We start from the raw sequence: 20,284 nt of genomic DNA on the forward strand, positions 1-20,284 counted from the left end.
AAACGAGCCTTGTCCCTCCTCCTCCCTTCAAGTCCTACCATACAAGCGAGCCTGCTCGCGAAAGGATTGCAGTTCAACATTGATGTTGTCTGACACCCCGCCTCGCGAGCAGGCTCGCTCCCACAGTTAATCATTGTTCACTTCAAAGGCTTCACGAACCGCAGCGTCATCCGGTCCGATTCGCCAATCGCCACATACTTTGCCCGATCCTTCTCGCCCAGGGTCAACGCCGGCGGCAATGTCCACACGCCTTCGGGGTAGTCCTTGGTGTCCTTCGCATTGGCGTTTATCTCACTCTGGGCCTCAAGCTTGAATCCCGCATCGGTGGCCAGTTTCACCACGTACTCGGTGGTCAGGTAGCCGCTGTGTTTGATGTCCTCCAATGAGGCTCCATCCTTGGCACGATGGTCGACTACGCCCAGCACACCACCGGGTTTGAGCACCTTGAAAAAGGCCTGGAACATCAGCGGCGCGGTATCGGCCAGTACCCAGTTATGCACGTTGCGAAAGGTCAGCACGGTGTCCGCCGAGCCGGGTTGGCCGAAGTTTGGAGCTTTGGGATCGAACTCCAGCACCTGTGCCTTGGCGTATTGAGCGGGCGTGGCGGCGAACTTGCTCTTGAGCTTCTCTTCGTTCTTGCGCGCGTAGTCGCTGACCGTCGGCGCCTGCACTGCGGCGATGTACTGCCCATGATCCTTGAGCAACGGCGCCAGCAATTCGCTGTACCAGCCGTTGCCCGGGGTGATTTCGATCACCGTCTGATCTGATCCCAGACCAAAGAACCCAAGGCTCTGTTGCGGATGACGAAAGCCGTCGCGGGCGACGTTTTCAGGCGCGCGCCAATCGCCGGCCAATACCTTGGCATATTGTTCGGGGGACACTTGCGCAGTGGCGGCATGGGCAAAAAACGGGGAGAGCAGGGTGGTCAGCGTCAAAGCCAGAAAAGCAGGTTTCATGGGGCATCCTGAGCGAAGTCGAAGTCGACCGCGAGGCTAGCACGCAGCGCTCATGGACCGATCACACATTATTGTCAGTGGATCTAACCAACGGTTCTAAGCCCATGGCAATCATCGGCTTGCTGCGCGCGTAACGGCTCAAGCGCTCAACCATCGCATAGGGCATCTGCGGATCGAAACCAAAACCGCGACGCTCATAAAAACCGCGCAGGTCAGGATGGCAGAACAGCCATACCGGCAGCTCAAGATCCTTGACCGCTTCAGCAATAAGGGCAGCGGCGACACCCTGTTGCCGACAGACCGGATCGACAAACAACCCGGTCAGCCAATGCCCGCCCGACACAGGACGCAAGCACAGCGCCGCGACGATTTCGTCCCGACGCGCAACCCACAGTTGCGCGTCGCGAACGGCTTTCATCGATGATTGATGAGCACGATAAAACTTGTTCATCAAGGGCCAGAGCGGCTCTTCAAGCAGGGTGTAGGACGTGGAGTGCATGGGGCTTGGTCGATGGTGTGCAAAGCGGGCGATTATAAAACAACGCGCGTCTGGGGATAGGTGTGTACCTGAACTTCCCTCACTCGAGATTGGATTTCATCCCCATGGCAATCGCCGTCTTCATTCCTATTCTCAATCACTCATCCGCCTATATTTTTGGATCCATTCGCTGAGCCGATTTTGTCCTGAAATTAGCAGATTAATGGCCTATTGATGGCCTTGCGCACTCATGCGGGAGCGCTATGCTGGGCTGTAACTAACGATGTCGGTTACATCGAAAGACCGTGATTGATGATTGCAAGAGTGCGCAACCCAAGGCACCGACGCATCTGAAAAGGGAGCTGCAGGTTAAATGGAATTTACTTATGAATTCGTTAGGACCAGCCCGCTCTTGGGCTATCAAGAACTGGATGTCTTGATGAGGACGCCACTCAAGGACCCTCCGATCAAACACCATTTATTACCTGACCATGCCCTTCCTCTGGAGGGGCGCGTGTGCCTGTTGCTGGATGTACTGGATTAAAAGAACCGGAACTTCAACTAATCAAAACGACCGCGCTTGGGGTGATACGAACATGTTTAATCTGCATAACAAGGCTGACTTGCTGGAAATTGAACGCTTCAGTTGTGCGTTGACCGAAGCCAATGCCAAGTTGGCGGCCATTAGTCGGTCGATGGCGATGATTGAGTTCACTCCCGAAGGCATCGTGATCGATGCCAACGAAAACTTCTGCAAGACCATGGGTTACAGCGCCGACGAAGTGCGGGGCAAGCACCATCGTGTCTTCTGTGAAGAGGCGTTTTACCGCAGCGAGGAGTACACCAGGTTGTGGCGTGATCTGGCGCGGGGCGAGGCGACCGGCGGCACCTTTTTGCGTTTGCACAAAAGCGGTCGGGAAATCTGGCTCGAAGCCAGCTACATGCCGGTGTATGGCCCGGATCGCCAGGTGCAGAGCGTGATCAAGGTCGCCACCGATGTCACTGACAGAATCAACAAGGAGCATGAAAACGAAAGCCGGCTGGCGGCGATCGGGCGCTCCATGGCAGTGATCGAATTCACCCCGGACGGCAAGGTCATCACGGCCAACGAAAACTTCCTCAAGACCATGCACTACTCGCTCAACGAAGTGGTCGGCCAGCACCACAGCCTGTTCTGCCATCGGGCCGAAGCCGAGTCGGCGAACTACAAGGCGTTCTGGGCGTCGCTCAATCGCGGCGAATATCACTCGCACCGTTTCGAGCGCAAGGACAAGTACGGGCATACGGTGTTTCTGGAAGCGTCCTACAACCCGCTGTTCGATGCCAAGGGCCGGCTGTACAAAGTGGTGAAGTTCGCCAGCGACATCACCCGCCAGATGACCACCCTGCAAACCGCCGCCGAATCGGCCCACAGCACCTCGGTGCAGAACGACGTCTGCGCACGCAAGGGTTCGGAGGTGGTGCAGCAGACGGTGCAGATCATTCAGGACATTTCCAAGGATCTGAACGAGGCGGCGCTGAGCATTGATGCGGTGAGTAAACAGTCCGAGATCATCGGCAGCATCGTGCAGACCATCCGCGGCATCGCCGACCAGACCAACCTGCTGGCGCTCAACGCCGCCATCGAGGCTGCCCGCGCTGGTGAGCATGGCCGAGGGTTTGCGGTGGTGGCCGATGAAGTGCGCAGTCTGGCGGCCCGCACGAGCCAGGCGACGCTGGAGATCGTCGATGTGGTGCGCAAGAACCATGATTTGTCGGTGAGCGCGGTGACCAGCATGCAATCGAGCCTGAGCCGCACGGGGCTTGGGGTTGAGCTGGCGAACGAGGCGGGGGAGGTGATCCTGGAGATTCAGCAGGGTTCACGGCATGTGGTGGATGCGATCAGCCAGTTCAATTCCACGTTGCAATTGAATTGACCCTGAAGGTTCGCGGGCAAGCCTCGCTCCTACGGGTCATGCACGATCCCTGTAGGAGCTAGCTTGCTCGCGATGGAGGCCAACGATGACGCGGGGTGTCAGGCATCCAGCGTCATCGTTGACGACCATCGCGGGCAAGCCACGCTCCCACAGGTATTTTGTTGCCGCAGGTATAACGGGGTGATCAGAGAGACGCGAGGAATTTGTCCACCACCTGGGCCTTGTTCTGGTCGCCACTATTCTGCTCTTTCTCCTGCTTGGCGATTTCTGCCTTTTCCTGCATGCGCTGGGCGACTTCCTCACCGATCGCCTTTTGCTTCTCAGGCGGCATCTTGTCGACTTCTTCCTGGGTCAGACCCATCTCCTCGAGGATCGCATCGCGGATGCGCTGTTCTGGAGTCTTGCTCATGTACTCCTTGAACTCGGAAGTGGCCGAGCCGTCCTTGATCCGGTCCTTGACGTCATCCGGCAGCGGCGCGTTGACGGCTTGCAGATTCACGCGGGTCTTGGCGAACGCCTCATCAACGTTGTCGCTGATGCGCGTAGCCTCGCTGACCTGCTGCGTGGCTTGCCCGGTGGCGGACTCCTGAACCTGTGTGGTGGCCTGGGTGTTCTGCGCCTGCACGCTGTTCTGCAGTGCCTGGCTCATGACGCTTTGCAGACCGGCGGCGGCTTCGGCGGTGGGGTCTTCGCCGGGACGTTTCGGAAGCGGCATGACCAGGTTTTGTTTTGCACTGACCAACATGATGAAAGTCCTTGTAAGTGATTGCGGTGCAAGCTTTCAGCAAGGACTGTGCCTGGAATAAAAATTCCATAAAAATCAGTTGGTTATAGATTATGAGGCGGCTATTCAATCATAGAAGAGGCAAACCTTTGCCGACGGACGGCAAAGGTTTGCGGCTTTCAAGGCAGGCCGTTACAGCAATGTTTCAGAAACCCGGGCTGGGGTGCCAGGCGCTTGAAGTAGTCATCGAGGGCCGGGTAGTCGGGGCGCTCGATTGGCGTCATCAGCCAGCGGTTGACCGACAGGCCGATGACGATGTCGGCCAGGGTAAACCGCGCCCCGGCGACATAGGCTTTGGTCGTCGCCAGTTGATGTTCGAGGATGCCCATTTTCTGGTTCCAGCCCCGCACGCTGACCTCCACGCGATGCGCATCCTGGAATTCCGGGTCCTTGCGCACCAGCGCCATGAAGGCGTAGCTCCATGCGCTGTTGAGATCGGTGGCCTGCCAGTCCATCCACTGCTCGACACGGGCGCGGGCGGCCGGATCGCTGGGCAGCAACTCATTGTGGTGATGATGGTGCTTGCCGGCCAGATAGCGGCAGATGGTATTGGACTCCCACAACACCCCGTTCTCATCGATGAGCACCGGCACTTGGGCGTTGGGGTTGAAGCGCAGGAATTCCGGGCTGTGGGTCGAGGCAAAACCACTGCCCCAATCCTCGCGTACGTAATTCAGGCCCAGCTCCTCGCAGGTCCACAGCACCTTGCGCACGTTGATTGACGAGGCTTTGCCGAGGATTTTCAGTGCATGTTCCATGAAACAACTCCGTTGCCAAATGCGTACATGCTCTTAAGTGTAGGAGTTGTCGCGGAGTCAGGTACTCTCCCGCACCTTCAACTCAAACCCCATATCCTGCACCGGCCTGGCCACCGTATTCCCGGCCATCAACGTCAACATCTGCTCCGCCGCACGACGCCCGATGGCCTCACGCGGCGTACTGATGCTGCTCAGCCGCGGAACCATGTGCGCCGACGCAGGCAAATCGTTGAAACCGAGAATCGCCACCTGCTCGGGAACCTTGATCCCGCAGCGCAGAGCCTCTAGCAGCGCACCCTGAGCCAGGTCGTCGTTGCCGAAAAAGATCGCATCGACATCCGGATGATTGGCGATCATCTGCAAGAACAACTCGCCACCCAGACCGACCGACGATGGACGCGGCGTCAGCACTTCGAGGGCCGGGTCATACAGACCGGCCTTCTGCAGCGCGCGACGATAGCCTTCACCGCGCAGCAACGTGCGCTGATCCAGTTGCGCACCGATATAGGCCAGGCGTTTGCGACCACGAGACAGCAGATGCCCGGCCGCCGTCTCACCGGCGGCCAGTTGCGAAAAGCCCACGCAATTGAGCCCGGCGGCACTGTCCAGCTCCATCATGTACACGCACGGAATGTTGCTGCCTTCGATCATCCGCCGCGAGCTTTCGGTTCGGTCAAAGCCAGTGAGCAGCAAGCCCCGAGGCTGATACGCCATGTAGTTGCGCAGCAGGTTCTCTTCTTCGTCGCGTGAATAGTGGAAGTTGCCGATCAGCACTTCGAAGCCCTTGGGGCGCAGAACCTGATGAATGGCTTCCAGGGTGTCGATGAACAACAGGTTGGACAGCGATGGCACCAAAACCACCACCGAATGGCTCTGGGCCGAGGCGAGGGCGCGGGCGGCGGAGTTGACCACGTAGTTGAGTTCGCGGGCCGCGCTCTGCACTTTTTCCACGAGTTCGGTGGCGACCGTGCTGACGCCGCGCAAGGCGCGGGACGCGGTAATAGGGCTGACGCCGGCCAGGCGTGCGACTTCGTTGAGGGTAGGGCGGCCAGTGGTGCGCGTATTTTTATCGTTCTTGGTTGAGTTCATCGACGGCTTGCCAAACAAAATTCAAGGCACTAAGGTAGCGCTGTCTCGATGCAGCTGCAAATGCGTAAGTGGGGGTTCGCCTGACCTCCGCTTTTTGGTATTGGGAACGAACATGCTGCAACCCACAAAAATGACAAGAAGGCGTCGGCAACTTCTGCTTTTGGTCTAGTGTCATAACTGGCAAAGGTAGCGCTGTCTGCGCGCTGAGGTGTTACATGAATCATCCCATCACCGCCCTGGTCATCATGGGCGTTGCCGGTTGCGGCAAGACGTGCGTCAGCGAGGCCCTGTGCCAGCTCAGCGGCGCCACTGCCATTGAAGGCGACTCTTTCCACCCTGCCGCCAATATCGAAAAGATGAGCGCGGGTATCCCCCTGAACGACGAAGACCGTGCCGGCTGGCTCGACAGCCTGTGCGATGAACTGCGCCGCATCGACTCCCTGGGCCAGCGCCCGGTATTGACCTGCTCGGCGCTCAAGCACATTTACCGCGAACGTCTGCGCAGCGCCTTGCCTGGCCTGGGCTTCGTTTTCCTGGAGCTGACTCCGGAAGTGGCCGCCGACCGCGTGTCCCATCGTCCGGGCCATTTCATGCCTTCGACCTTGATCGACAGCCAGTTCGCCACTCTCGAATCGCCAATCGGCGAGCCGCTGACCCTGGGCCTTGATGCCTCGACCCACAGCGTCGATCAATTGGCGGTTCAAGCCCACCAATGGTGGCTCGAGAACGGCCTGAAACGCGCCGGTTAATTTTTGCTTCACGAGATAGCGCTGTCCTTATGGCTTACGCATTACCCGCTTTAATAACAACAACAACCAGGAGACACCCCTAATGTTTGGCATGTCCCACGAGACGTTCCTGCTGCTCGATGCAGTGGTCACGGTGATCGGGCTTATCGTCCTGATCACCAAGTTCAAGTTTCACCCCTTCATTGCCCTGATCATCGCCGCAGCCTTCCTCGGGCTGACCTCCGGCATGCCGATCGGCACCATCATCAAGGCCTTCCAGGACGGCTTCGGCGGCGTGCTCGGTTTTGTCGGCATCATCCTCGCGCTGGGCACCATGCTCGGCAAAATGATGGCCGAGTCGGGCGGGGCGGATCAGATCGCCCAGACCCTGATCCGTGCCTTCGGCAAGGAAAAGGTCCAGTGGGCCATGATGTTCGCCGCGTTCCTGGTGGGCATTCCGCTGTTCTTCGAAATCGGCTTCGTGCTGCTGATCCCGCTGGTGTTCATCGTTGCCCGGCGCACCGGCGTGTCGATCATCAAGATCGGTATCCCGCTGCTGGCCGGCCTGTCGGCGGTGCACGGCCTGGTGCCACCGCACCCGGGCCCGCTGCTGGCGATCGGCGTATTCGGTGCCGACATCGGCAAGACCATCCTGTACGGCCTGATCGTGGCACTGCCAACGGCGATCATTGCCGGTCCCATCTTCGGTACCTTCATTGCCAAGCACATCCCCGGTCACCCGAACCAGGAGCTGGTGGATCAACTGGCCCGTGAATCGGATTCGGCCGACCTGCCGAGCTTCGGCATCACCCTGGTCACCGTGCTGTCGCCGGTGTTCCTGATGCTGCTCAAGACCTTCGCTGACGTGGTGCTGCCGGACGGCAACTTCTTCCGTACCTTCATGGACCTGATCGGCCACCCGATCTCGGCTCTGTTGCTGGCATTGCTGCTGTCGCTGTACACCTTCGGCTACAAGCAGGGCATCGGTTCCCAGCAGATGCTCAAGTGGCTGGACGCGAGCCTGGCGCCAACCGCCGCGATTATCCTGATCATCGGTGCGGGCGGCGGCTTCAAGCAGATGCTGGTGACCAGCGGCGTGGGCGACGTGATCGGCCACATGGCGGTGGCGGCGCAGATCTCGCCGATCCTGCTGGCATGGCTGGTGGCGGCGGTGATCCGTATCGCTACCGGTTCGGCGACCGTGGCAACCATCACCGGCGCGGGCATCGTGGTGCCGGTGGTCGGGATGATTCCAGGGGTCAACCGCGAGCTGCTGGTGCTGGCCACCGGCGCCGGTTCCCTGATCCTGTCCCATGTGAACGACGCCGGTTTCTGGCTGGTCAAGCAGTACTTCAACATGACCGTGGCCGAAACCTTCAAGACCTGGACCGCGATGGAGACCATTCTGTCGGTGGTGGGGTTGGGCTTTATTCTGTTGTTGTCGTTGTTCGTTTAAGGGCATTCGGCAGGCACAAAAAAACCGCAGCGATGCGGTTTTTTTGTGGGTGATCGATTGTCAGAACATGGACCCTATGGGGGGGCTTTGTGGGAGCGAGCCTGCTCGCGATTGCGGTGTATCAGTCACTGTGAATGTCACAGAAAGACCGCTATCGCGAGCAGGCTCGCTCCCACAGGGTTAAGTGTTTTTGGCTAGGCCATCCGCCCTGAACATCCCGCGAATCCCCCGCACAGCCTGGCGAATCCGGTCCTGGTTCTCGATCAGCGCAAAGCGCACATGATCATCGCCATACTCACCAAAACCCACCCCCGGCGAGACGCAGACCTTGGCCTCGGCCAGCAGCTTCTTGGCGAACTCCAGCGAACCCATATGGGCATAAGCCTCGGGAATCTTTGCCCAGACATACATCGACGCCTTGGGATTCTCGACCATCCAGCCCAGTTCATGCAGGCCCTTTACCAGCACGTTGCGTCGCTGCCGATACTGCTCGGCGATGTCGCGCACGCATTGTTGGTCGCCTTCCAGCGCGGCAATCGCAGCGACTTGCAGCGGGGTGAAGGTGCCGTAGTCGTGGTAGCTCTTGATCCGGGCCAGGGCGTTGACCAGTTCCGGGTTGCCGACCATGAAACCGATGCGCCAGCCGGCCATGTTGTAGCTCTTGGACAGGGTGAAGAACTCCACCGCGATGTCCTTGGCGCCCGGCACCTGCATGATCGACGGGGCTTTCCAGCCGTCGTAGACGATGTCGGCATAGGCCAGGTCATGCACCACCAGCACGTCGTACTGCTTGGCCAGGGCGATCACCCGTTCGAAGAAATCCAGCTCCACGCATTGCGCGGTAGGGTTGGACGGGAAGCCTAAGATCATCATCTTCGGCTTGGGGATCGAGCCGCGAATCGCCCGCTCCAGTTCGTCGAAGAAGTCCACGCCCGGCACCAGCGGCACCGAACGCACCTGGGCGCCGGCAATCACGGCACCGTAGATGTGGATCGGGTAGCTCGGGTTGGGCACCAGCACCGTGTCGCCCTGGTCCAGGGTCGCCAGCATCAGGTGCGCCAGGCCTTCCTTGGAACCGATGGTGACAATGGCTTCGCTTTCCGGGTCGATGTCGACCTCGTAGCGTTGCTTGTACCAGTTTGAAATCGCACGGCGCAGGCGCGGGATGCCCTTGGACGTCGAGTAGCCGTGGGTGTCTTCGCGCTGGGCGACGGTGACCAGTTTTTCGACGATATGCGGCGGGGTGGCGCCGTCGGGGTTGCCCATGCTCAAGTCGATGATGTCTTCGCCACGACGACGGGCGGCCATCTTCAGCTCGGCAGTGATATTGAAAACGTAAGGGGGGAGTCGATCTATGCGCGCAAAGCGGCGCGGCGAACTTTGTTCGGCCATTGTTGCCTCGATAACGTAAGCGCCCGGAACCGTCCGAGCGACGCTGGTCACTGCGGTGACCTGTGGCGCAATGTACGGGCAGCTGTGACAGACTGTCCAGCCTCGATGTAAACAAATTTTTCCGAAGGATAGGGTTTGATGGAATTCACCAGCGGCTTCTTGCTGAGCCTTTCGCTGTGCCTGGACATTGGCGTGGCCAACATCGCGATGATCACTCTGGCGATGCAACGCGGCTACTTTCAGGGCTTCGCTCTGGGCCTGGGTACTTGCGTGGGCGATCTGATATACGCGGTGCTGGCGCTGGCCGGAATGACCGTTCTGCTGCAGTACGAAACCGTGCGTTGGGTGTTGTGGATCGGCGGTTCGGCGCTGCTGGTGTATTTCGCGGCGAAGATGATTTATTCGGCGATCCACCATGAGGCGCTGCTGGCCGAAACCGCCGAGGTCGGCAACAACTCCCATCGTAAGGAGTTCTTTCGCGGGATTTTCCTCGCCATGTCGTCGCCCAGCGCGATCCTCTGGTTCGCCGCGGTGGGCGGCACTCTGATTGCCCGTTCCGGCGGTGGCGGCCCCCTGAGTTCGGCATTGTTCCTGGGTGGTTTCCTCTGCGCCGGGCTGCTGTGGTCCGCCGGCCTGTGCTTTGCGGCAAGCCACGGCGGCAAGTTGCTGGGCGACAAGCTGCTGCGCTATTCCTACATGGCATCGGCAGCGATCTTCTGCTATTTCGCGGTCTACGTGATCCTATCGGGTTACAACGAGTTCGTCGGTTCCGGCGCCGTCGAGCAGTTGCACGCCCTGTAAGTTGGCGAATCGGGTTTGGCCTCTATACTCCCAGCCGAACCCACTTTTTCCCTTCAGGAGTCGAGCCATGGATGAGCAAACACGCGTCGAACTGGCCGAACCACGTATCGAACATGGTCACTTTCAGCTGATCGCAGGATTAGGCGGACGATTTAACCAGCAGACCGTCAAGGACATTCCCGCGCTCTGGGAAAAATTTGCGCCTCATATTGGCAACGTCCCAGGGCAGACAGGCGATGAGACCTATGGTGTCGGCTCCAATTTCGACGGCCAGGGTGGCTTCGATTACACCGCCGGGGTACGCATCAGCAAACTCGACGACCTACCGGACACCTACCGCTGGGTTGAGATTCCACCCCAGCAATACGCGGTGTTCGAGCACAAAGGCCCGCTGAGTAAATTGCCGCAGGTTTTCCAGTACATCCATGGCACCTGGCTGCCGCAATCCGGCTACCAGCATTCATCGGGCCCGGAGTTCGAGCGCTACAGCGCGGATTTCAACCCGCAACTCAACACCGGCACGATTGAAATCTGGCTGCCGATTACCGCTTGAACCTTCATCGAGAGGCGAGTCTGGCGATTCGTCTCTCGATGTCGTTCAGCGGCTGATATGATTCCCGGCCTTTCCCACGCCGATTCCGAGCCGCCATGAACACCGTCATCCGCAACGTCACCCCCGCCGATCTGGACCGCTGCTACGCCATCGAAACCCTTGAATACGAAGGTGACGAAGCCGCGACCCGGGAGAAAATCGCTACCCGCATCGCCACCTGGCCAGAAGGTTTCATCGTGGCTGAAGTGGACGGCGTGGTCGCCGGTTTCATCAATTCCGGCGCGGCGTTCCAGGTGGAAATGTCCGACGAAGCATTCAAGGAGCTGATCGGCCACGACCCGGCGGGCCCGAACGTGGTGATCATGTCGGTGGTGGTGCACCCGGATTTTCAGGGGCAAGGCTTGGCGAAGCGGCTGATGGCGGAGTTCATCGAGCGCATGAAGGGCATGGGCAAGGCGACCATTCATCTGATGTGCAAGGAGCGGCATATTCCGTTGTATGCCGGGTTCGGGTTTGCTTACATCAAGCCATCGGCGTCCGACCATGGCGGCATGGCGTGGCATGAGATGGTGCTGACCCTCTGATTCCACCGCAATGCTTCTCCACTGTAGGAGCGAATTTATTCGCGATGCACGCAAGAACACCGCGGGGAATCAGGTTCCCCGCGTCATCGTTAACGACCATCGCGAATAAATTCGCTCCTACAGAGAGCAGAGGATTTCAGAAGGTCATCCCCATCCGCCGCTCATACCCGATCCGCCCCTTGTACGCCTCGCCGCTGTCGACAAATCCATACTTCGCATACAACCCAATCGCCGATTCATTGTCCGCATCCACCGACAACTCCAGCCCCTGAATTTCTGGCCAGGCCTCCCGCGCCGCGGCCGGCAGCGCCAGCAGACAAGCCTTGCCGTAACCCTTGCCCTGAACCCGTTGATCGACCTGAAGCGCATGCAGCGTCGCGCTGTGTTCATTGGCCCACGCCGGCAGCACCGGCGGTCGCTTGAGCAGCAGAAAAGCCACGGGAATGTCGTTTGCCAGCAGGGCAAATCCTTTAACGCCGGGGCCCGGCCGGGACAGCAGGGTGTGCAGCGCACCGTGAATGTCGCCGGAGTACTTGATCTGCTGCGGATGAACCTCAATCGCCTCGACCTGCTGGCGCTGCAACGCCGTCAGGCTTTCGTAAGGCACGAGTTCAGCTGTCATGGAAGTGTCCTTTTTCCTGCATGAATGAGCCTCGATTCTAGCGATTCCGCCGCTTTGGATTATTTTTATTTCATCTGTCGATTCGCTGGATCGCCAGACGACTAAGTGTGTCTTCAAAACAAAAACCACGGAGAACCACCATGAGCGCAACCCAAGAAATCGAAACCCTGATCGAGACTTTCCGCCAGGCCGTCGTGGCCAAGGACGTCGACAGGATCATGAGCTTCTATGGCGATGACATCGTCTCCTTCGATGCGGTCAAGGCCCTGCAATTTCGCGGCAAGGCGGCCTATCGCGCGCATTGGCAGGCCTGCATGGAAATGTGCGCCGGTCCGCACAAGTTCGATTTCGACCACATGACGGTCGTGGCCGACGAACACATCGCCTTCGCTTACTGGCTGGCCCATTGCGGCGGCACCAACGAGCAGGGCGAAACCCAGGCCTGCTGGATGCGCGTGAGCGCCTGCTATCGCCGTGAAGCAGGGCAATGGCGCATTGTCCATGAACACTGGTCGGCACCGTTCGACATGGAAAGCGGCGCGGCGTTGTTCAATCTGCAGCCCTGATTTGAATACTTGGTTCAGGAGAGCGCGATGAAATATCTATGCCTGGTCTACAGCGATGAGCGCCTGCTGCATTCGCTGCCGGAAAGCCCCAAGGACGAGGAGTGCATGGCCTACGCCGAGTCGGTTCAGGGCAGCGGCCGGATGGTCGCCGCCGAGGCGCTGGAGTCGGTGCAGACCGCCACCACCGTGCGGATGCGCAACGGCAAGCTGTCGATCACCGACGGGCCGTTTGCCGAAACCAAGGAGCAACTGGCCGGCTTCTACCTGATCGATGCCCGGGATCTGAACGAAGCCTTGCAGGTGGCCGGCGACATCCCGGCGGCCCGGGTGGGCTGCGTCGAAGTGCGTCCTGTGCGGCAGTTGAATGTCTGAGATGCCGGCATCGGTGCAGGCGCGGGTCGAGCAGGTCTATCGCCAGGAGTCACGGCGAATCCTGGCGACCCTGATCCGCCTGCTCGGTGATTTCGACCTCGCCGAAGAAGCCTTGCACGAGGCGTTCTTCGTCGCGGTCGAGCGCTGGCAGAAGGACGGCGTGCCGGACAATCCGCGCACCTGGCTGGTGTCCACCGGGCGCTTCAAGGCCATCGATGTGCTGCGCCGACGCGCGCGCTTCGCCGCCTCGCGCCCGATGCTGATCGCGCAGCTTGAAGAGCTGGAGCAGGCCGACTGGAGTGACGAAGACGTGGAAGACGATCGCCTGCGCCTGATCTTCACCTGTTGTCACCCGGCCCTGGCGGCGGACGCTCAGGTGCCGCTGACCCTGCGTGAAGTGTGCGACCTGACCACGGAAGAAATCGCCCGGGCCTTTCTCTCGGCACCGGCCACCATCGCCCAGCGCATCGTGCGCGCCAAGGCGAAAATCCGCGACGCGAAAATCCCCTATCAGGTGCCGTCCCTGGCGGAATTGCCCGAGCGCCTCGATAGCGTGCTGCGGGTGATTTATCTGGTGTTCAACGAGGGGTATTCGGCGTCCGGTGGGGCGCAAGTGACCCGTGAGGACCTGACCCGCGAGGCGATTCGCCTTGGGCGGTTGTTGATGGAGTTATTGCCGGAGCCGGAGGTCATGGGGCTTTTGGCGATGATGTTGCTGCACGAGTCGCGACGGGTGGCGCGGACTTCGGCCAGTGGTGAGCTGATTTTGCTTGATGAGCAGGACCGCAGTTTGTGGGGCAGTGAAATGATCGCCGAAGGTTGCGCGCTGGTGGAGCGGGCGCTGGGGACTCGGCGGTTTGGCCCCTATTGTCTGCAAGCGGCGATTGCTGCCGTGCATGCCGAAGCGCCGTCGGTGGATGAGACGGATTGGGAGCAGATCGTCGGGCTGTATGACGTGCTGCTGCGGGTCGTGCCATCGCCGGTGATCGAGTTGAACCGCGCGGCGGCCATGTCCCGGCGCGATGGGCCGTTGGCGGGGCTGGAATTGGTCGAGGCGATATTGGAGCGCGGTGAGCTGCAGGATTACCACCTGGCGCATTCGGCGCGGGCGGAATTTTGTCGGCAGTTGGGGAGGGTTGAGCAGGCGCGGGCGGCGTATGAGCGGGCGCTGGAGCTGACCCAGCAAGTGCCGGAGCGGCGGTTTATCGAGGCTCGGCTTAGGGCGTTGGAGTGAGGCGATCTCACAGCCCTCATCGCGGGCAAGCCCGCTCCCACATGTTTTTGAGTCGTTCGCAAAACTTGTAAACACCACCGAACCACTGTGGGAGCGGGCTTGCCCGCGAAGAGGCCGGCACTTTCAACATTGATGGTGACTGACACGCCGCCTTCGCGAGCAAGCCCGCTCCCACAGGTTTTTGAGTCGTTCACAAAAACTTGTAAACACCACCCATCACTGTGGGAGCGGGCTTGCCCGCGATGGTCCGCAGGACCTTCACTCCAGCATCTTCCCCAACAACCAGCTCCCCGCAGGCCCCGGCGGATTGAGCCGCGACCACAGCGCATCCACATACACCGTCTTCGGCCATCCCCGCACTTCAAGCTCCTGCAACGTCCCCGGCCCAAACCGCTCCACAAGCCAGCGCGGCAATGGCGCCCAACCAAATCCGCCCTGGGCCATTTCCAGCAGCATCAGGTAACTCGGTGCCGACCAGACCCGACCCTTGGCGCGGCTTTCATAGGGATTGACGATGGTCGCCAGTCGCAACTCACGGTGCTGTTGCAGCACGTCCTGATCGATATCGGCCGTCGTCGCCAACGGATGCGCAGGCGAGACGAACAGGGCGATTTCCGTGCGTTCGTCCACCGTTGAATTCACCAGATCCGGCGGATAACTCTCCTGCATCTCGGCAAACGCGACATTCGCCCGACCGCTCTGCACCAATGCCACCAAGTCATCGCATTCGGCGATCAGACACTCCAGCTCCAGATCCGGATAACGCTGCTCGAACGCACTCAGCGCCGCCTCAAAGCGATCTGACTGATAGGTATCGGACAACGCCACCGTCAGCTTCGCCTCGACCCCTTGCGACAACTGGCTGGCAGTCATTTCCAGGCGGCTGGTAGCTGCGAGGATCTCCTCGGCCCGTTGCAGCATCACGTGCCCGGCCGGAGTGAGGGTGGGTTTACGGCTGCTGCGGTCGAACAGAATCAGATTCAGATCGATCTCAAGGCTCGCCACCGCCGCGCTGACCGTGGACTGACTGCGGCCCAATTTGCGCGCCGCCGCGGAAAACGAGCCCTGTGTCGCCGCCTGGACGAACGCCTGCAACACTTCCTGAGAAGCCATGAACTATCGCCTTGATCGATGGTTATTGGTTATGAAGTATCGACGTGATGTCGGACCATAGCAACCACACCCACATGAGGGAGTCGGTCATGACTGCCAACAAATCCATCACTGAACGTATTTTCCAGGCTATCGGTTTCGAACTGCTCGCGATCCTGATTTGTACCCCGTTGCTGGCGTGGATCATGGACAAACCGATGCTCGACATGGGCGTGGTGACCATCGCCATGGCCGCACTGGCCCTCGGGTGGAACGTCGTGTTCAACGGCTACTTCGATCGTGTGCTCAAGCGCTTTTCCATCACCCACAACGCCTGGACGCGGGTGGTGCATGCGCTGCTGTTCGAGGGAGGCCTGGTGGCACTGGGCGTGCCGCTGATCGCGTGGTGGCTGAATATCAGCCTGTGGCAGGCGTTCTTGCTGGATATCGGTGTGTTGCTGTTTTTCCTGCCGTACACCTACATCTACCACTTGGCGTACGACGTGATGCGGGCTCGTATGATCAGCGCGTAAACCCCTGTAGGAGCGAGGCTTGCCCGCGAAGAGGCCGTTACATTCAACATCCATGTTGACTGTTCAGCCGTCTTCGCGGGCAAGCCTCGCTCCTACAAAGGAAATGTGTTGCTTAGAAGAGCTTGGTGAACAACCAGTACAGGCTACCCGACAACAGAATCGCAGCCGGCAAGGTCAGCACCCACGCCATCAACAGATTGCGGATGGTCTTCATCTGCAACCCACCACCATTGGCAACCATCGTCCCCGCCACACCCGACGACAGCACATGGGTCGTCGAGACCGGCAGGCCGAACATGTCGGCCGCACCAATGGTCAGCATCGCCACCGTTTCCGCCGAAGCACCCTGCGCATAAGTCAGGTGAGTCTTGCCGATCTTTTCACCCACCGTCACCACGATGCGCTTCCAGCCAACCATGGTGCCAAGCCCGAGGGCGATGGCCACGGCGATCTTCACCCACAACGGAATGAACCGGGTGGAGTTGTCGATCTGCTGCTTGAACAGCTGCAGCTTGCCGGTGGTATCCGGGTCGAAATTGCCGACCTTGTTCTTGTCCATCAGGCGAATGGTTTCGCTGGTCAGGTACATGTCGTTACGCACGTTGCCCACGGCTTCGACCGGCACTTTGGACAGCGAACCGTAGCTCTTCACCTCGGCACCGATGCTGCCGGCCAGCGTCGCCAGCGCGGGCACCAATTGCGGCGTAGCTTCCTTGGTGCGCACGTATTCGGACAGTACCGGACGCGGATCGGCCGGGGCCGGCAGCGGGGCGCTTTTCACCAGCGCCTGCTGGGTCACTTCCGCCACGGCGGCGAACTGCAAGGCCTGGTCTGCGGGCATGGTGCGGTTCAGCGCGTAGGCCATCGGCAGCGTGCCGACCAGGATCAACATGATCAGGCCCATGCCTTTCTGGCCATCGTTGGAGCCGTGGGCGAAGGACACGCCGGTGCAGGTCGCGATCAGCAGACCGCGAATCCACAAGGGTGGTGGCGTGTTGCCTTGCGGCTCCTTGTACAGCGCACGGTTCTTGACGAAGGCGCGCAGGGCCAGCAGTAACAGCGTGGCGCAGCCGAAACCGACCAGCGGCGAGAGCAGCAGCGCGTAACCGATCTTGATCGCCTGGGCCCAGTCCACGCCGCTGGTGCCGTCGCGTCCGTGCATCAGTGCGTTGGCCACGCCCACGCCGATGATCGAGCCGATCAGGGTGTGCGAAGACGAGGCTGGCAGGCCCAGCCACCAGGTGCCGAGGTTCCACATGATCGCGGCGATCAGCAGGGCGAAGATCATCGCGAAACCGGCGGACGAACCGACTTGCAGGATCAGCTCCACCGGCAGCAGGGCGATGATGCCGAACGCCACCGCGCCGCTGGACAGCAGCACGCCGAGGAAGTTGAAGAAGCCGGACCAGACCACCGCGAAATTCGGCGGCAGCGAGTGGGTGTAGATCACCGTGGCCACCGCGTTGGCGGTGTCGTGGAAGCCGTTGACGAACTCGAAGCCCAGGGCGATCAGCAGCGCCACACCGAGCAGCAGGAACGGCGTCCAGGTGGTCACCACCGTGCCGAACTCGTTCATGTCGTTCATCAGGCTATAGGCGGTAAACAACAGCCCCATGGCCAGTACCGCGAAGAAGATCACGAAGGTGAGCAGGCCGGGTTTTTTATCAAACTGCGGTTTACCGCCAGTGGCGGGCGCTGGTGCAGCGGAGAAAGAGGGCGTAGCCATACCGGGCATTCCTGAGGAGGGAAGGGTGCCTGTCATGTTCATTGCAAAATGTTACAAGGAGGCTGCTCTGGGTCAGGCCTTCACGTTTTATTGACATTCCGTTGGTCCGAATTCGGAGGGAATTACGCAACATCCTGTGTTGACTGGATTTTGTGGTGAGAGGGCTTTTGTGGTGAGGGGATTTATCCCCGTTCGGCTGCGTAGCAGTCGCAAAACCGGTAATTGCGGTGTGCCAGGAAAAATGGGATTGCAGGGTTTGGGGCCGCTTCGCAGCCCAACGGGGGTAAACCCCCTCACCACAAAAGCCCATCACCACAATAGATCGCGCAGGTCATTCGAGAGCGCTCAGTAATCCTGCCACTTCCGAAACGCCCAACGCCCCGCCAGCACCGTAAAGGTCGCCACCAGCGCCACCAGAATCCAGAACCCTTCCGGATCCTGCGAAAGCGGCACCCCGCCCACATTCATCCCGAAAAAACCGGCGATGATGTTGATCGGCAGCGCCAGCACCGTGACTACCGTCAGGGTGAACAGGGTGCGGTTACTTTGCTCGTTCACGTTGGCGGCGATTTCTTCCTGAAGCAATTTGATCCGCTCACCCAACGCCGTCAGGTCGTTGATGATCAGGGCAAACTCTTCGGTGGATTTACGCAGTTCCTTGACGTCGTCCTTTTGCAGCCACGGCGGCGGGCGATTGAGCAGGCGCAGCAGCGAGCCCGGCTCCAACGCCAGCAGGCGTTGCAATCGCACCAGCACCCGCCGGTTGGCGCCAAGCTCGGCGCGATTGGTCGACAGACGCGAAGACAGCAATTCGTCCTCCACCTGATCGACACTCAGGCTGGTCTTGCGCACGATCTGAGTCAGCACTTCGCCCTGGTCGCGCAGCAGGTGCACGAGCAATTCCAGCGGCGAGCGAAAGTGCTCGCCGGCCTTCACCGACGAACGCAATTTGTCCACCGAGTGCAGCGGTTGCAGGCGCGCGCTGATGATCAGCTTGCTGCGCACGCACACCCACAGCGTCGACACATCCGACGAGACCATGCTGCTGAGGTTGAACACCACATCGTTGACCACCGCCAGCAGTGCCGAATCCACATGCTCGATCCGCGTCGAGCGCGAACCTTCATGCAGGGCTTCGAAAAACTCGTCAGGCAACTCCAGATGGCTCTTCATCCAGCGCTCGCACGCGGCGTGGGCCAGATTCAGGTGCAGCCAGAGGAAGTCTTCGCTGTCCTCAGGCTGTCGCAAGCACCGCAAGGCCTCGGCCGAATCGACTTCCCGTCCACGTTCACCGGGGCGAAAACTGAAACCGTACAACAGGCCGAACAGATCCGGATCGCAATGAATTTGATCGAGGCTGTGGTTCATGAGGGCTCGCAAGGGAGGGTGCCTGTCGCAGGTTCACGTAAGCCGAATCATCGCAAGGCTATTTGAAGGTTTTGTGACGATTGTGGCAGGGAGCAGGTTTGTATCGGGGTTGAGGCCGAGTCGGTACACAGTCGATCTCAAATGCGCGCCGCGCGTGTCGATGATCCGGTGAACCTGAACCCATCGCGGAGCACCACTATGGTCAGCATCACCAACATCACTATCCCTCAATCGACGTTGAGCACATCGACCAGCGTCGCCAGCAGCACCGATACCGAAGACACCACCGCTACAGCCGCTGCTACTTCCGGTGCCTCCACCGACAGCACCAAGGCTGCCCCGGCAGGCGGTGCGCCGGCATCCGGTGACAGCCGCTCCAGCAGCAGCGAAGAATCCGATGCGGTGAAAGAGCTGCGCAAGCAGATCGCCGAGCTGCAGAAGCAGATGCAGGAACAACAGCAGCAACTGCAAGCGGCCCAGGCCAAGCGCGAAGTTGAGTCGGCCAAGACCGCTGAAGTCGCGGCGATACAATCGCAGATCTCGGCCACTGCCGCGTCGTTACAGAGCGCTGCGGCGGCGTTGTTGCAGGCATTGCAGGACACCGGTTCCAGCACGTCGGGATCGATGGTCAGCACCACGGCCTGATTGGTTTTTCAGACGCAAAAAAAGCCGCACGATTTCAAACTCGTGCGGCTTTTTTACGCGTCGATGAACACGCTTTTTGTAGCAGCTGGCGAAGCCTGCGTCCGGCTGCGCAGCAGTCGTAAAACCGGTATGCGAGGTCTACCTGACACACCGCATTCGCTGATTTTACGACTGCTTCGCAGCCAGACGCAGGCTTCGCCAGCTGCTACAAGGGATCGTGTCAGTCCTTTTTATTTTTCAGGACTTCACCGGTGGCAGCGTTCAGTTCCACTTCCCATTTAACGCCTTGTGCATCGGTGAGTTCGGTTTCGTACTCATAGCGATCGGTGTGCTTGTCCAGGTCGCTGTCGGTGATGGTCGAGTTCGGGTGCAGTTTCATGATGATCTGGTTCAACTCTTCCAACGGCTTGATCGTGCCGGCCTTGACCAGTTGAGGGATCTGGTCGACAGGCACGTCGGCGGCCTGGGCGAAACCGGCGCCGAGGGTCAGGGTTGCAGCGGCGAACAGGGCGGTCAAAGTCTTCATGATGGTCTTTCCTTGGGTGAGCTGTTTAAGTGAGATCAGATTAGCTCGCGTAACTTAATCCACCCTTAAATCCACACCGTCCCCTATACCCTGTAGGAGCCGAGC

Annotated in this window: 21 protein-coding genes and 2 pseudogenes; 12 read left to right on the forward strand and 11 right to left on the reverse strand. The window is 59.9% G+C overall.

Annotated features, from left to right (window positions below; genetic code table 11):
* Nucleotides 1-137: 137 nt before the first annotated feature.
* Complete coding sequence (locus K9857_RS22620; protein ID WP_224539483.1) at nucleotides 138-956, reverse strand: class I SAM-dependent methyltransferase; 819 nt, start codon at nucleotides 954-956, stop codon at nucleotides 138-140.
* A gap of 61 nt (nucleotides 957-1,017) precedes the next feature.
* Nucleotides 1,018-1,455 (reverse strand): GNAT family N-acetyltransferase, encoded by a 438-nt coding sequence (locus K9857_RS22625; RefSeq protein ID WP_224539485.1) that lies wholly within the window; start codon nucleotides 1,453-1,455, stop codon nucleotides 1,018-1,020.
* Nucleotides 1,456-2,030: 575 nt separating this feature from the next.
* Between K9857_RS22625 and K9857_RS30625 the strand changes: the two are divergent.
* Both K9857_RS30625 and K9857_RS30630 read left to right on the forward strand, forming a co-directional pair.
* Nucleotides 2,031-2,801 (forward strand): annotated as a pseudogene (locus tag K9857_RS30625) (PAS domain-containing protein); the annotation flags it as partial.
* Between the two features lie 132 nt (nucleotides 2,802-2,933).
* Nucleotides 2,934-3,350, forward strand: a pseudogene (locus K9857_RS30630) (methyl-accepting chemotaxis protein); the annotation flags it as partial.
* Nucleotides 3,351-3,534: 184 nt separating this feature from the next.
* Here K9857_RS30630 and K9857_RS22635 read toward each other — a convergent pair.
* The 3 genes from K9857_RS22635 to K9857_RS22645 form a co-directional block, all read right to left on the reverse strand.
* Nucleotides 3,535-4,095 carry a hypothetical protein gene (locus K9857_RS22635; RefSeq protein WP_224539488.1) on the reverse strand — a complete coding sequence of 187 codons (561 nt, stop codon included), beginning with the start codon at nucleotides 4,093-4,095 and terminating at the stop codon, nucleotides 3,535-3,537.
* Nucleotides 4,096-4,253: 158 nt separating this feature from the next.
* Nucleotides 4,254-4,892 (reverse strand): glutathione S-transferase family protein, encoded by a 639-nt coding sequence (locus tag K9857_RS22640; RefSeq protein ID WP_224539490.1) that lies wholly within the window; start codon nucleotides 4,890-4,892, stop codon nucleotides 4,254-4,256.
* A gap of 57 nt (nucleotides 4,893-4,949) precedes the next feature.
* Complete coding sequence (locus tag K9857_RS22645; protein ID WP_224539492.1) at nucleotides 4,950-5,981, reverse strand: LacI family DNA-binding transcriptional regulator; 1,032 nt, start codon at nucleotides 5,979-5,981, stop codon at nucleotides 4,950-4,952.
* Between the two features lie 215 nt (nucleotides 5,982-6,196).
* Here K9857_RS22645 and K9857_RS22650 point away from each other — a divergent pair, with 215 nt between their 5' ends.
* Nucleotides 6,197-6,730, forward strand: coding sequence for a gluconokinase (locus tag K9857_RS22650; RefSeq protein WP_224539494.1), 534 nt, complete (start codon nucleotides 6,197-6,199; stop codon nucleotides 6,728-6,730).
* Nucleotides 6,731-6,812: 82 nt separating this feature from the next.
* On the forward strand, nucleotides 6,813-8,165 hold the full coding sequence (locus tag K9857_RS22655) for a GntP family permease (RefSeq protein ID WP_224539497.1): 1,353 nt from the start codon (nucleotides 6,813-6,815) through the stop codon (nucleotides 8,163-8,165).
* 180 nt (nucleotides 8,166-8,345) lie between these two features.
* Here K9857_RS22655 and alaC read toward each other — a convergent pair whose 3' ends face one another.
* A complete protein-coding gene (gene alaC, locus K9857_RS22660; RefSeq protein ID WP_224539500.1) occupies nucleotides 8,346-9,557 on the reverse strand; it encodes an alanine transaminase in 1,212 nt (403 codons plus the stop codon).
* 138 nt (nucleotides 9,558-9,695) lie between these two features.
* Between alaC and K9857_RS22665 the strand changes: the two genes are divergently transcribed.
* From K9857_RS22665 to K9857_RS22675, 3 genes are all read left to right on the forward strand, one after another.
* Complete coding sequence (locus tag K9857_RS22665) at nucleotides 9,696-10,358, forward strand: LysE family translocator (protein WP_224539502.1); 663 nt, start codon at nucleotides 9,696-9,698, stop codon at nucleotides 10,356-10,358.
* 67 nt (nucleotides 10,359-10,425) lie between these two features.
* On the forward strand, nucleotides 10,426-10,911 hold the full coding sequence (locus K9857_RS22670) for a GyrI-like domain-containing protein (RefSeq protein ID WP_224539504.1): 486 nt from the start codon (nucleotides 10,426-10,428) through the stop codon (nucleotides 10,909-10,911).
* Nucleotides 10,912-11,006: 95 nt separating this feature from the next.
* Nucleotides 11,007-11,495 (forward strand): GNAT family N-acetyltransferase, encoded by a 489-nt coding sequence (locus K9857_RS22675; protein ID WP_224539505.1) that lies wholly within the window; start codon nucleotides 11,007-11,009, stop codon nucleotides 11,493-11,495.
* 136 nt (nucleotides 11,496-11,631) lie between these two features.
* Here the strand turns inward: K9857_RS22675 and K9857_RS22680 are convergent, their stop codons facing one another.
* Nucleotides 11,632-12,117: a GNAT family N-acetyltransferase gene (locus tag K9857_RS22680; RefSeq protein ID WP_224539508.1), complete on the reverse strand. Its 486-nt coding sequence runs from the start codon at nucleotides 12,115-12,117 to the stop codon at nucleotides 11,632-11,634.
* A gap of 140 nt (nucleotides 12,118-12,257) precedes the next feature.
* Between K9857_RS22680 and K9857_RS22685 the strand changes: the two genes are divergently transcribed.
* From K9857_RS22685 to K9857_RS22695, 3 genes are read left to right on the forward strand one after another with little or no spacing between them, the layout of a single operon-like run.
* On the forward strand, nucleotides 12,258-12,683 hold the full coding sequence (locus K9857_RS22685; protein WP_224539511.1) for a YybH family protein: 426 nt from the start codon (nucleotides 12,258-12,260) through the stop codon (nucleotides 12,681-12,683).
* A 27-nt stretch (nucleotides 12,684-12,710) separates the two neighbouring features.
* Complete coding sequence (locus K9857_RS22690; protein WP_175380547.1) at nucleotides 12,711-13,055, forward strand: YciI family protein; 345 nt, start codon at nucleotides 12,711-12,713, stop codon at nucleotides 13,053-13,055.
* Between the two features lies 1 nt (nucleotide 13,056).
* The gene (locus K9857_RS22695; RefSeq protein WP_224539524.1) at nucleotides 13,057-14,289 is read left to right on the forward strand and encodes an RNA polymerase sigma factor; all 1,233 of its coding nucleotides are present in this window, start codon (nucleotides 13,057-13,059) and stop codon (nucleotides 14,287-14,289) included.
* A gap of 258 nt (nucleotides 14,290-14,547) precedes the next feature.
* Here K9857_RS22695 and K9857_RS22700 read toward each other — a convergent pair whose 3' ends face one another.
* Nucleotides 14,548-15,402: a LysR family transcriptional regulator gene (locus K9857_RS22700; RefSeq protein ID WP_224539513.1), complete on the reverse strand. Its 855-nt coding sequence runs from the start codon at nucleotides 15,400-15,402 to the stop codon at nucleotides 14,548-14,550.
* An 89-nt stretch (nucleotides 15,403-15,491) separates the two neighbouring features.
* On the opposite strand from K9857_RS22700, the gene K9857_RS22705 reads away from it, so the two are divergent.
* Entirely contained in the window at nucleotides 15,492-15,914 is a 423-nt protein-coding gene (locus K9857_RS22705; protein ID WP_224539516.1) for a multidrug/biocide efflux PACE transporter, read from the forward strand.
* Nucleotides 15,915-16,026: 112 nt separating this feature from the next.
* Here the strand turns inward: K9857_RS22705 and K9857_RS22710 are convergent, their stop codons facing one another.
* Both K9857_RS22710 and K9857_RS22715 read right to left on the reverse strand, forming a co-directional pair.
* The gene (locus K9857_RS22710) at nucleotides 16,027-17,640 is read right to left on the reverse strand and encodes an inorganic phosphate transporter (protein WP_224539519.1); all 1,614 of its coding nucleotides are present in this window, start codon (nucleotides 17,638-17,640) and stop codon (nucleotides 16,027-16,029) included.
* A gap of 345 nt (nucleotides 17,641-17,985) precedes the next feature.
* Nucleotides 17,986-19,008, reverse strand: coding sequence for a transporter (locus K9857_RS22715; protein WP_224539521.1), 1,023 nt, complete (start codon nucleotides 19,006-19,008; stop codon nucleotides 17,986-17,988).
* Between the two features lie 198 nt (nucleotides 19,009-19,206).
* Here K9857_RS22715 and K9857_RS22720 point away from each other — a divergent pair, with 198 nt between their 5' ends.
* Nucleotides 19,207-19,653, forward strand: coding sequence for a hypothetical protein (locus tag K9857_RS22720; protein ID WP_224539523.1), 447 nt, complete (start codon nucleotides 19,207-19,209; stop codon nucleotides 19,651-19,653).
* Nucleotides 19,654-19,873: 220 nt separating this feature from the next.
* Here K9857_RS22720 and K9857_RS22725 read toward each other — a convergent pair whose 3' ends face one another.
* Nucleotides 19,874-20,179, reverse strand: coding sequence for a PepSY domain-containing protein (locus tag K9857_RS22725; RefSeq protein WP_175379541.1), 306 nt, complete (start codon nucleotides 20,177-20,179; stop codon nucleotides 19,874-19,876).
* Nucleotides 20,180-20,284 lie beyond the last annotated feature (105 nt).

Origin of the sequence: Pseudomonas sp. REP124 (assembly GCF_020164475.1) — a bacterium.
Lineage (GTDB): Bacteria > Pseudomonadota > Gammaproteobacteria > Pseudomonadales > Pseudomonadaceae > Aquipseudomonas.

Bases quoted from the DNA above. Each gene is read 5' to 3' on its own strand.
- K9857_RS22715 (WP_224539521.1), bottom strand. From the start codon at position 19,008: ATGAACCACAGCCTCGATCAAATTCATTGCGATCCGGATCTGTTCGGC.
- K9857_RS22665 (WP_224539502.1), top strand. From the start codon at position 9,696: ATGGAATTCACCAGCGGCTTCTTGCTGAGCCTTTCGCTGTGCCTGGAC.
- K9857_RS22670 (WP_224539504.1), top strand. From the start codon at position 10,426: ATGGATGAGCAAACACGCGTCGAACTGGCCGAACCACGTATCGAACAT.
- K9857_RS22625 (WP_224539485.1), bottom strand. From the start codon at position 1,455: ATGCACTCCACGTCCTACACCCTGCTTGAAGAGCCGCTCTGGCCCTTG.
- K9857_RS22635 (WP_224539488.1), bottom strand. From the start codon at position 4,095: ATGTTGGTCAGTGCAAAACAAAACCTGGTCATGCCGCTTCCGAAACGT.
- K9857_RS22650 (WP_224539494.1), top strand. From the start codon at position 6,197: ATGAATCATCCCATCACCGCCCTGGTCATCATGGGCGTTGCCGGTTGC.
- K9857_RS22680 (WP_224539508.1), bottom strand. From the start codon at position 12,117: ATGACAGCTGAACTCGTGCCTTACGAAAGCCTGACGGCGTTGCAGCGC.
- K9857_RS22685 (WP_224539511.1), top strand. From the start codon at position 12,258: ATGAGCGCAACCCAAGAAATCGAAACCCTGATCGAGACTTTCCGCCAG.
- K9857_RS22700 (WP_224539513.1), bottom strand. From the start codon at position 15,402: ATGGCTTCTCAGGAAGTGTTGCAGGCGTTCGTCCAGGCGGCGACACAG.
- alaC (WP_224539500.1), bottom strand. From the start codon at position 9,557: ATGGCCGAACAAAGTTCGCCGCGCCGCTTTGCGCGCATAGATCGACTC.
- K9857_RS22620 (WP_224539483.1), bottom strand. From the start codon at position 956: ATGAAACCTGCTTTTCTGGCTTTGACGCTGACCACCCTGCTCTCCCCG.
- K9857_RS22710 (WP_224539519.1), bottom strand. From the start codon at position 17,640: ATGGCTACGCCCTCTTTCTCCGCTGCACCAGCGCCCGCCACTGGCGGT.
- K9857_RS22725 (WP_175379541.1), bottom strand. From the start codon at position 20,179: ATGAAGACTTTGACCGCCCTGTTCGCCGCTGCAACCCTGACCCTCGGC.
- K9857_RS22720 (WP_224539523.1), top strand. From the start codon at position 19,207: ATGGTCAGCATCACCAACATCACTATCCCTCAATCGACGTTGAGCACA.
- K9857_RS22640 (WP_224539490.1), bottom strand. From the start codon at position 4,892: ATGGAACATGCACTGAAAATCCTCGGCAAAGCCTCGTCAATCAACGTG.
- K9857_RS22645 (WP_224539492.1), bottom strand. From the start codon at position 5,981: ATGAACTCAACCAAGAACGATAAAAATACGCGCACCACTGGCCGCCCT.
- K9857_RS22675 (WP_224539505.1), top strand. From the start codon at position 11,007: ATGAACACCGTCATCCGCAACGTCACCCCCGCCGATCTGGACCGCTGC.
- K9857_RS22705 (WP_224539516.1), top strand. From the start codon at position 15,492: ATGACTGCCAACAAATCCATCACTGAACGTATTTTCCAGGCTATCGGT.
- K9857_RS22695 (WP_224539524.1), top strand. From the start codon at position 13,057: ATGCCGGCATCGGTGCAGGCGCGGGTCGAGCAGGTCTATCGCCAGGAG.
- K9857_RS22690 (WP_175380547.1), top strand. From the start codon at position 12,711: ATGAAATATCTATGCCTGGTCTACAGCGATGAGCGCCTGCTGCATTCG.
- K9857_RS22655 (WP_224539497.1), top strand. From the start codon at position 6,813: ATGTTTGGCATGTCCCACGAGACGTTCCTGCTGCTCGATGCAGTGGTC.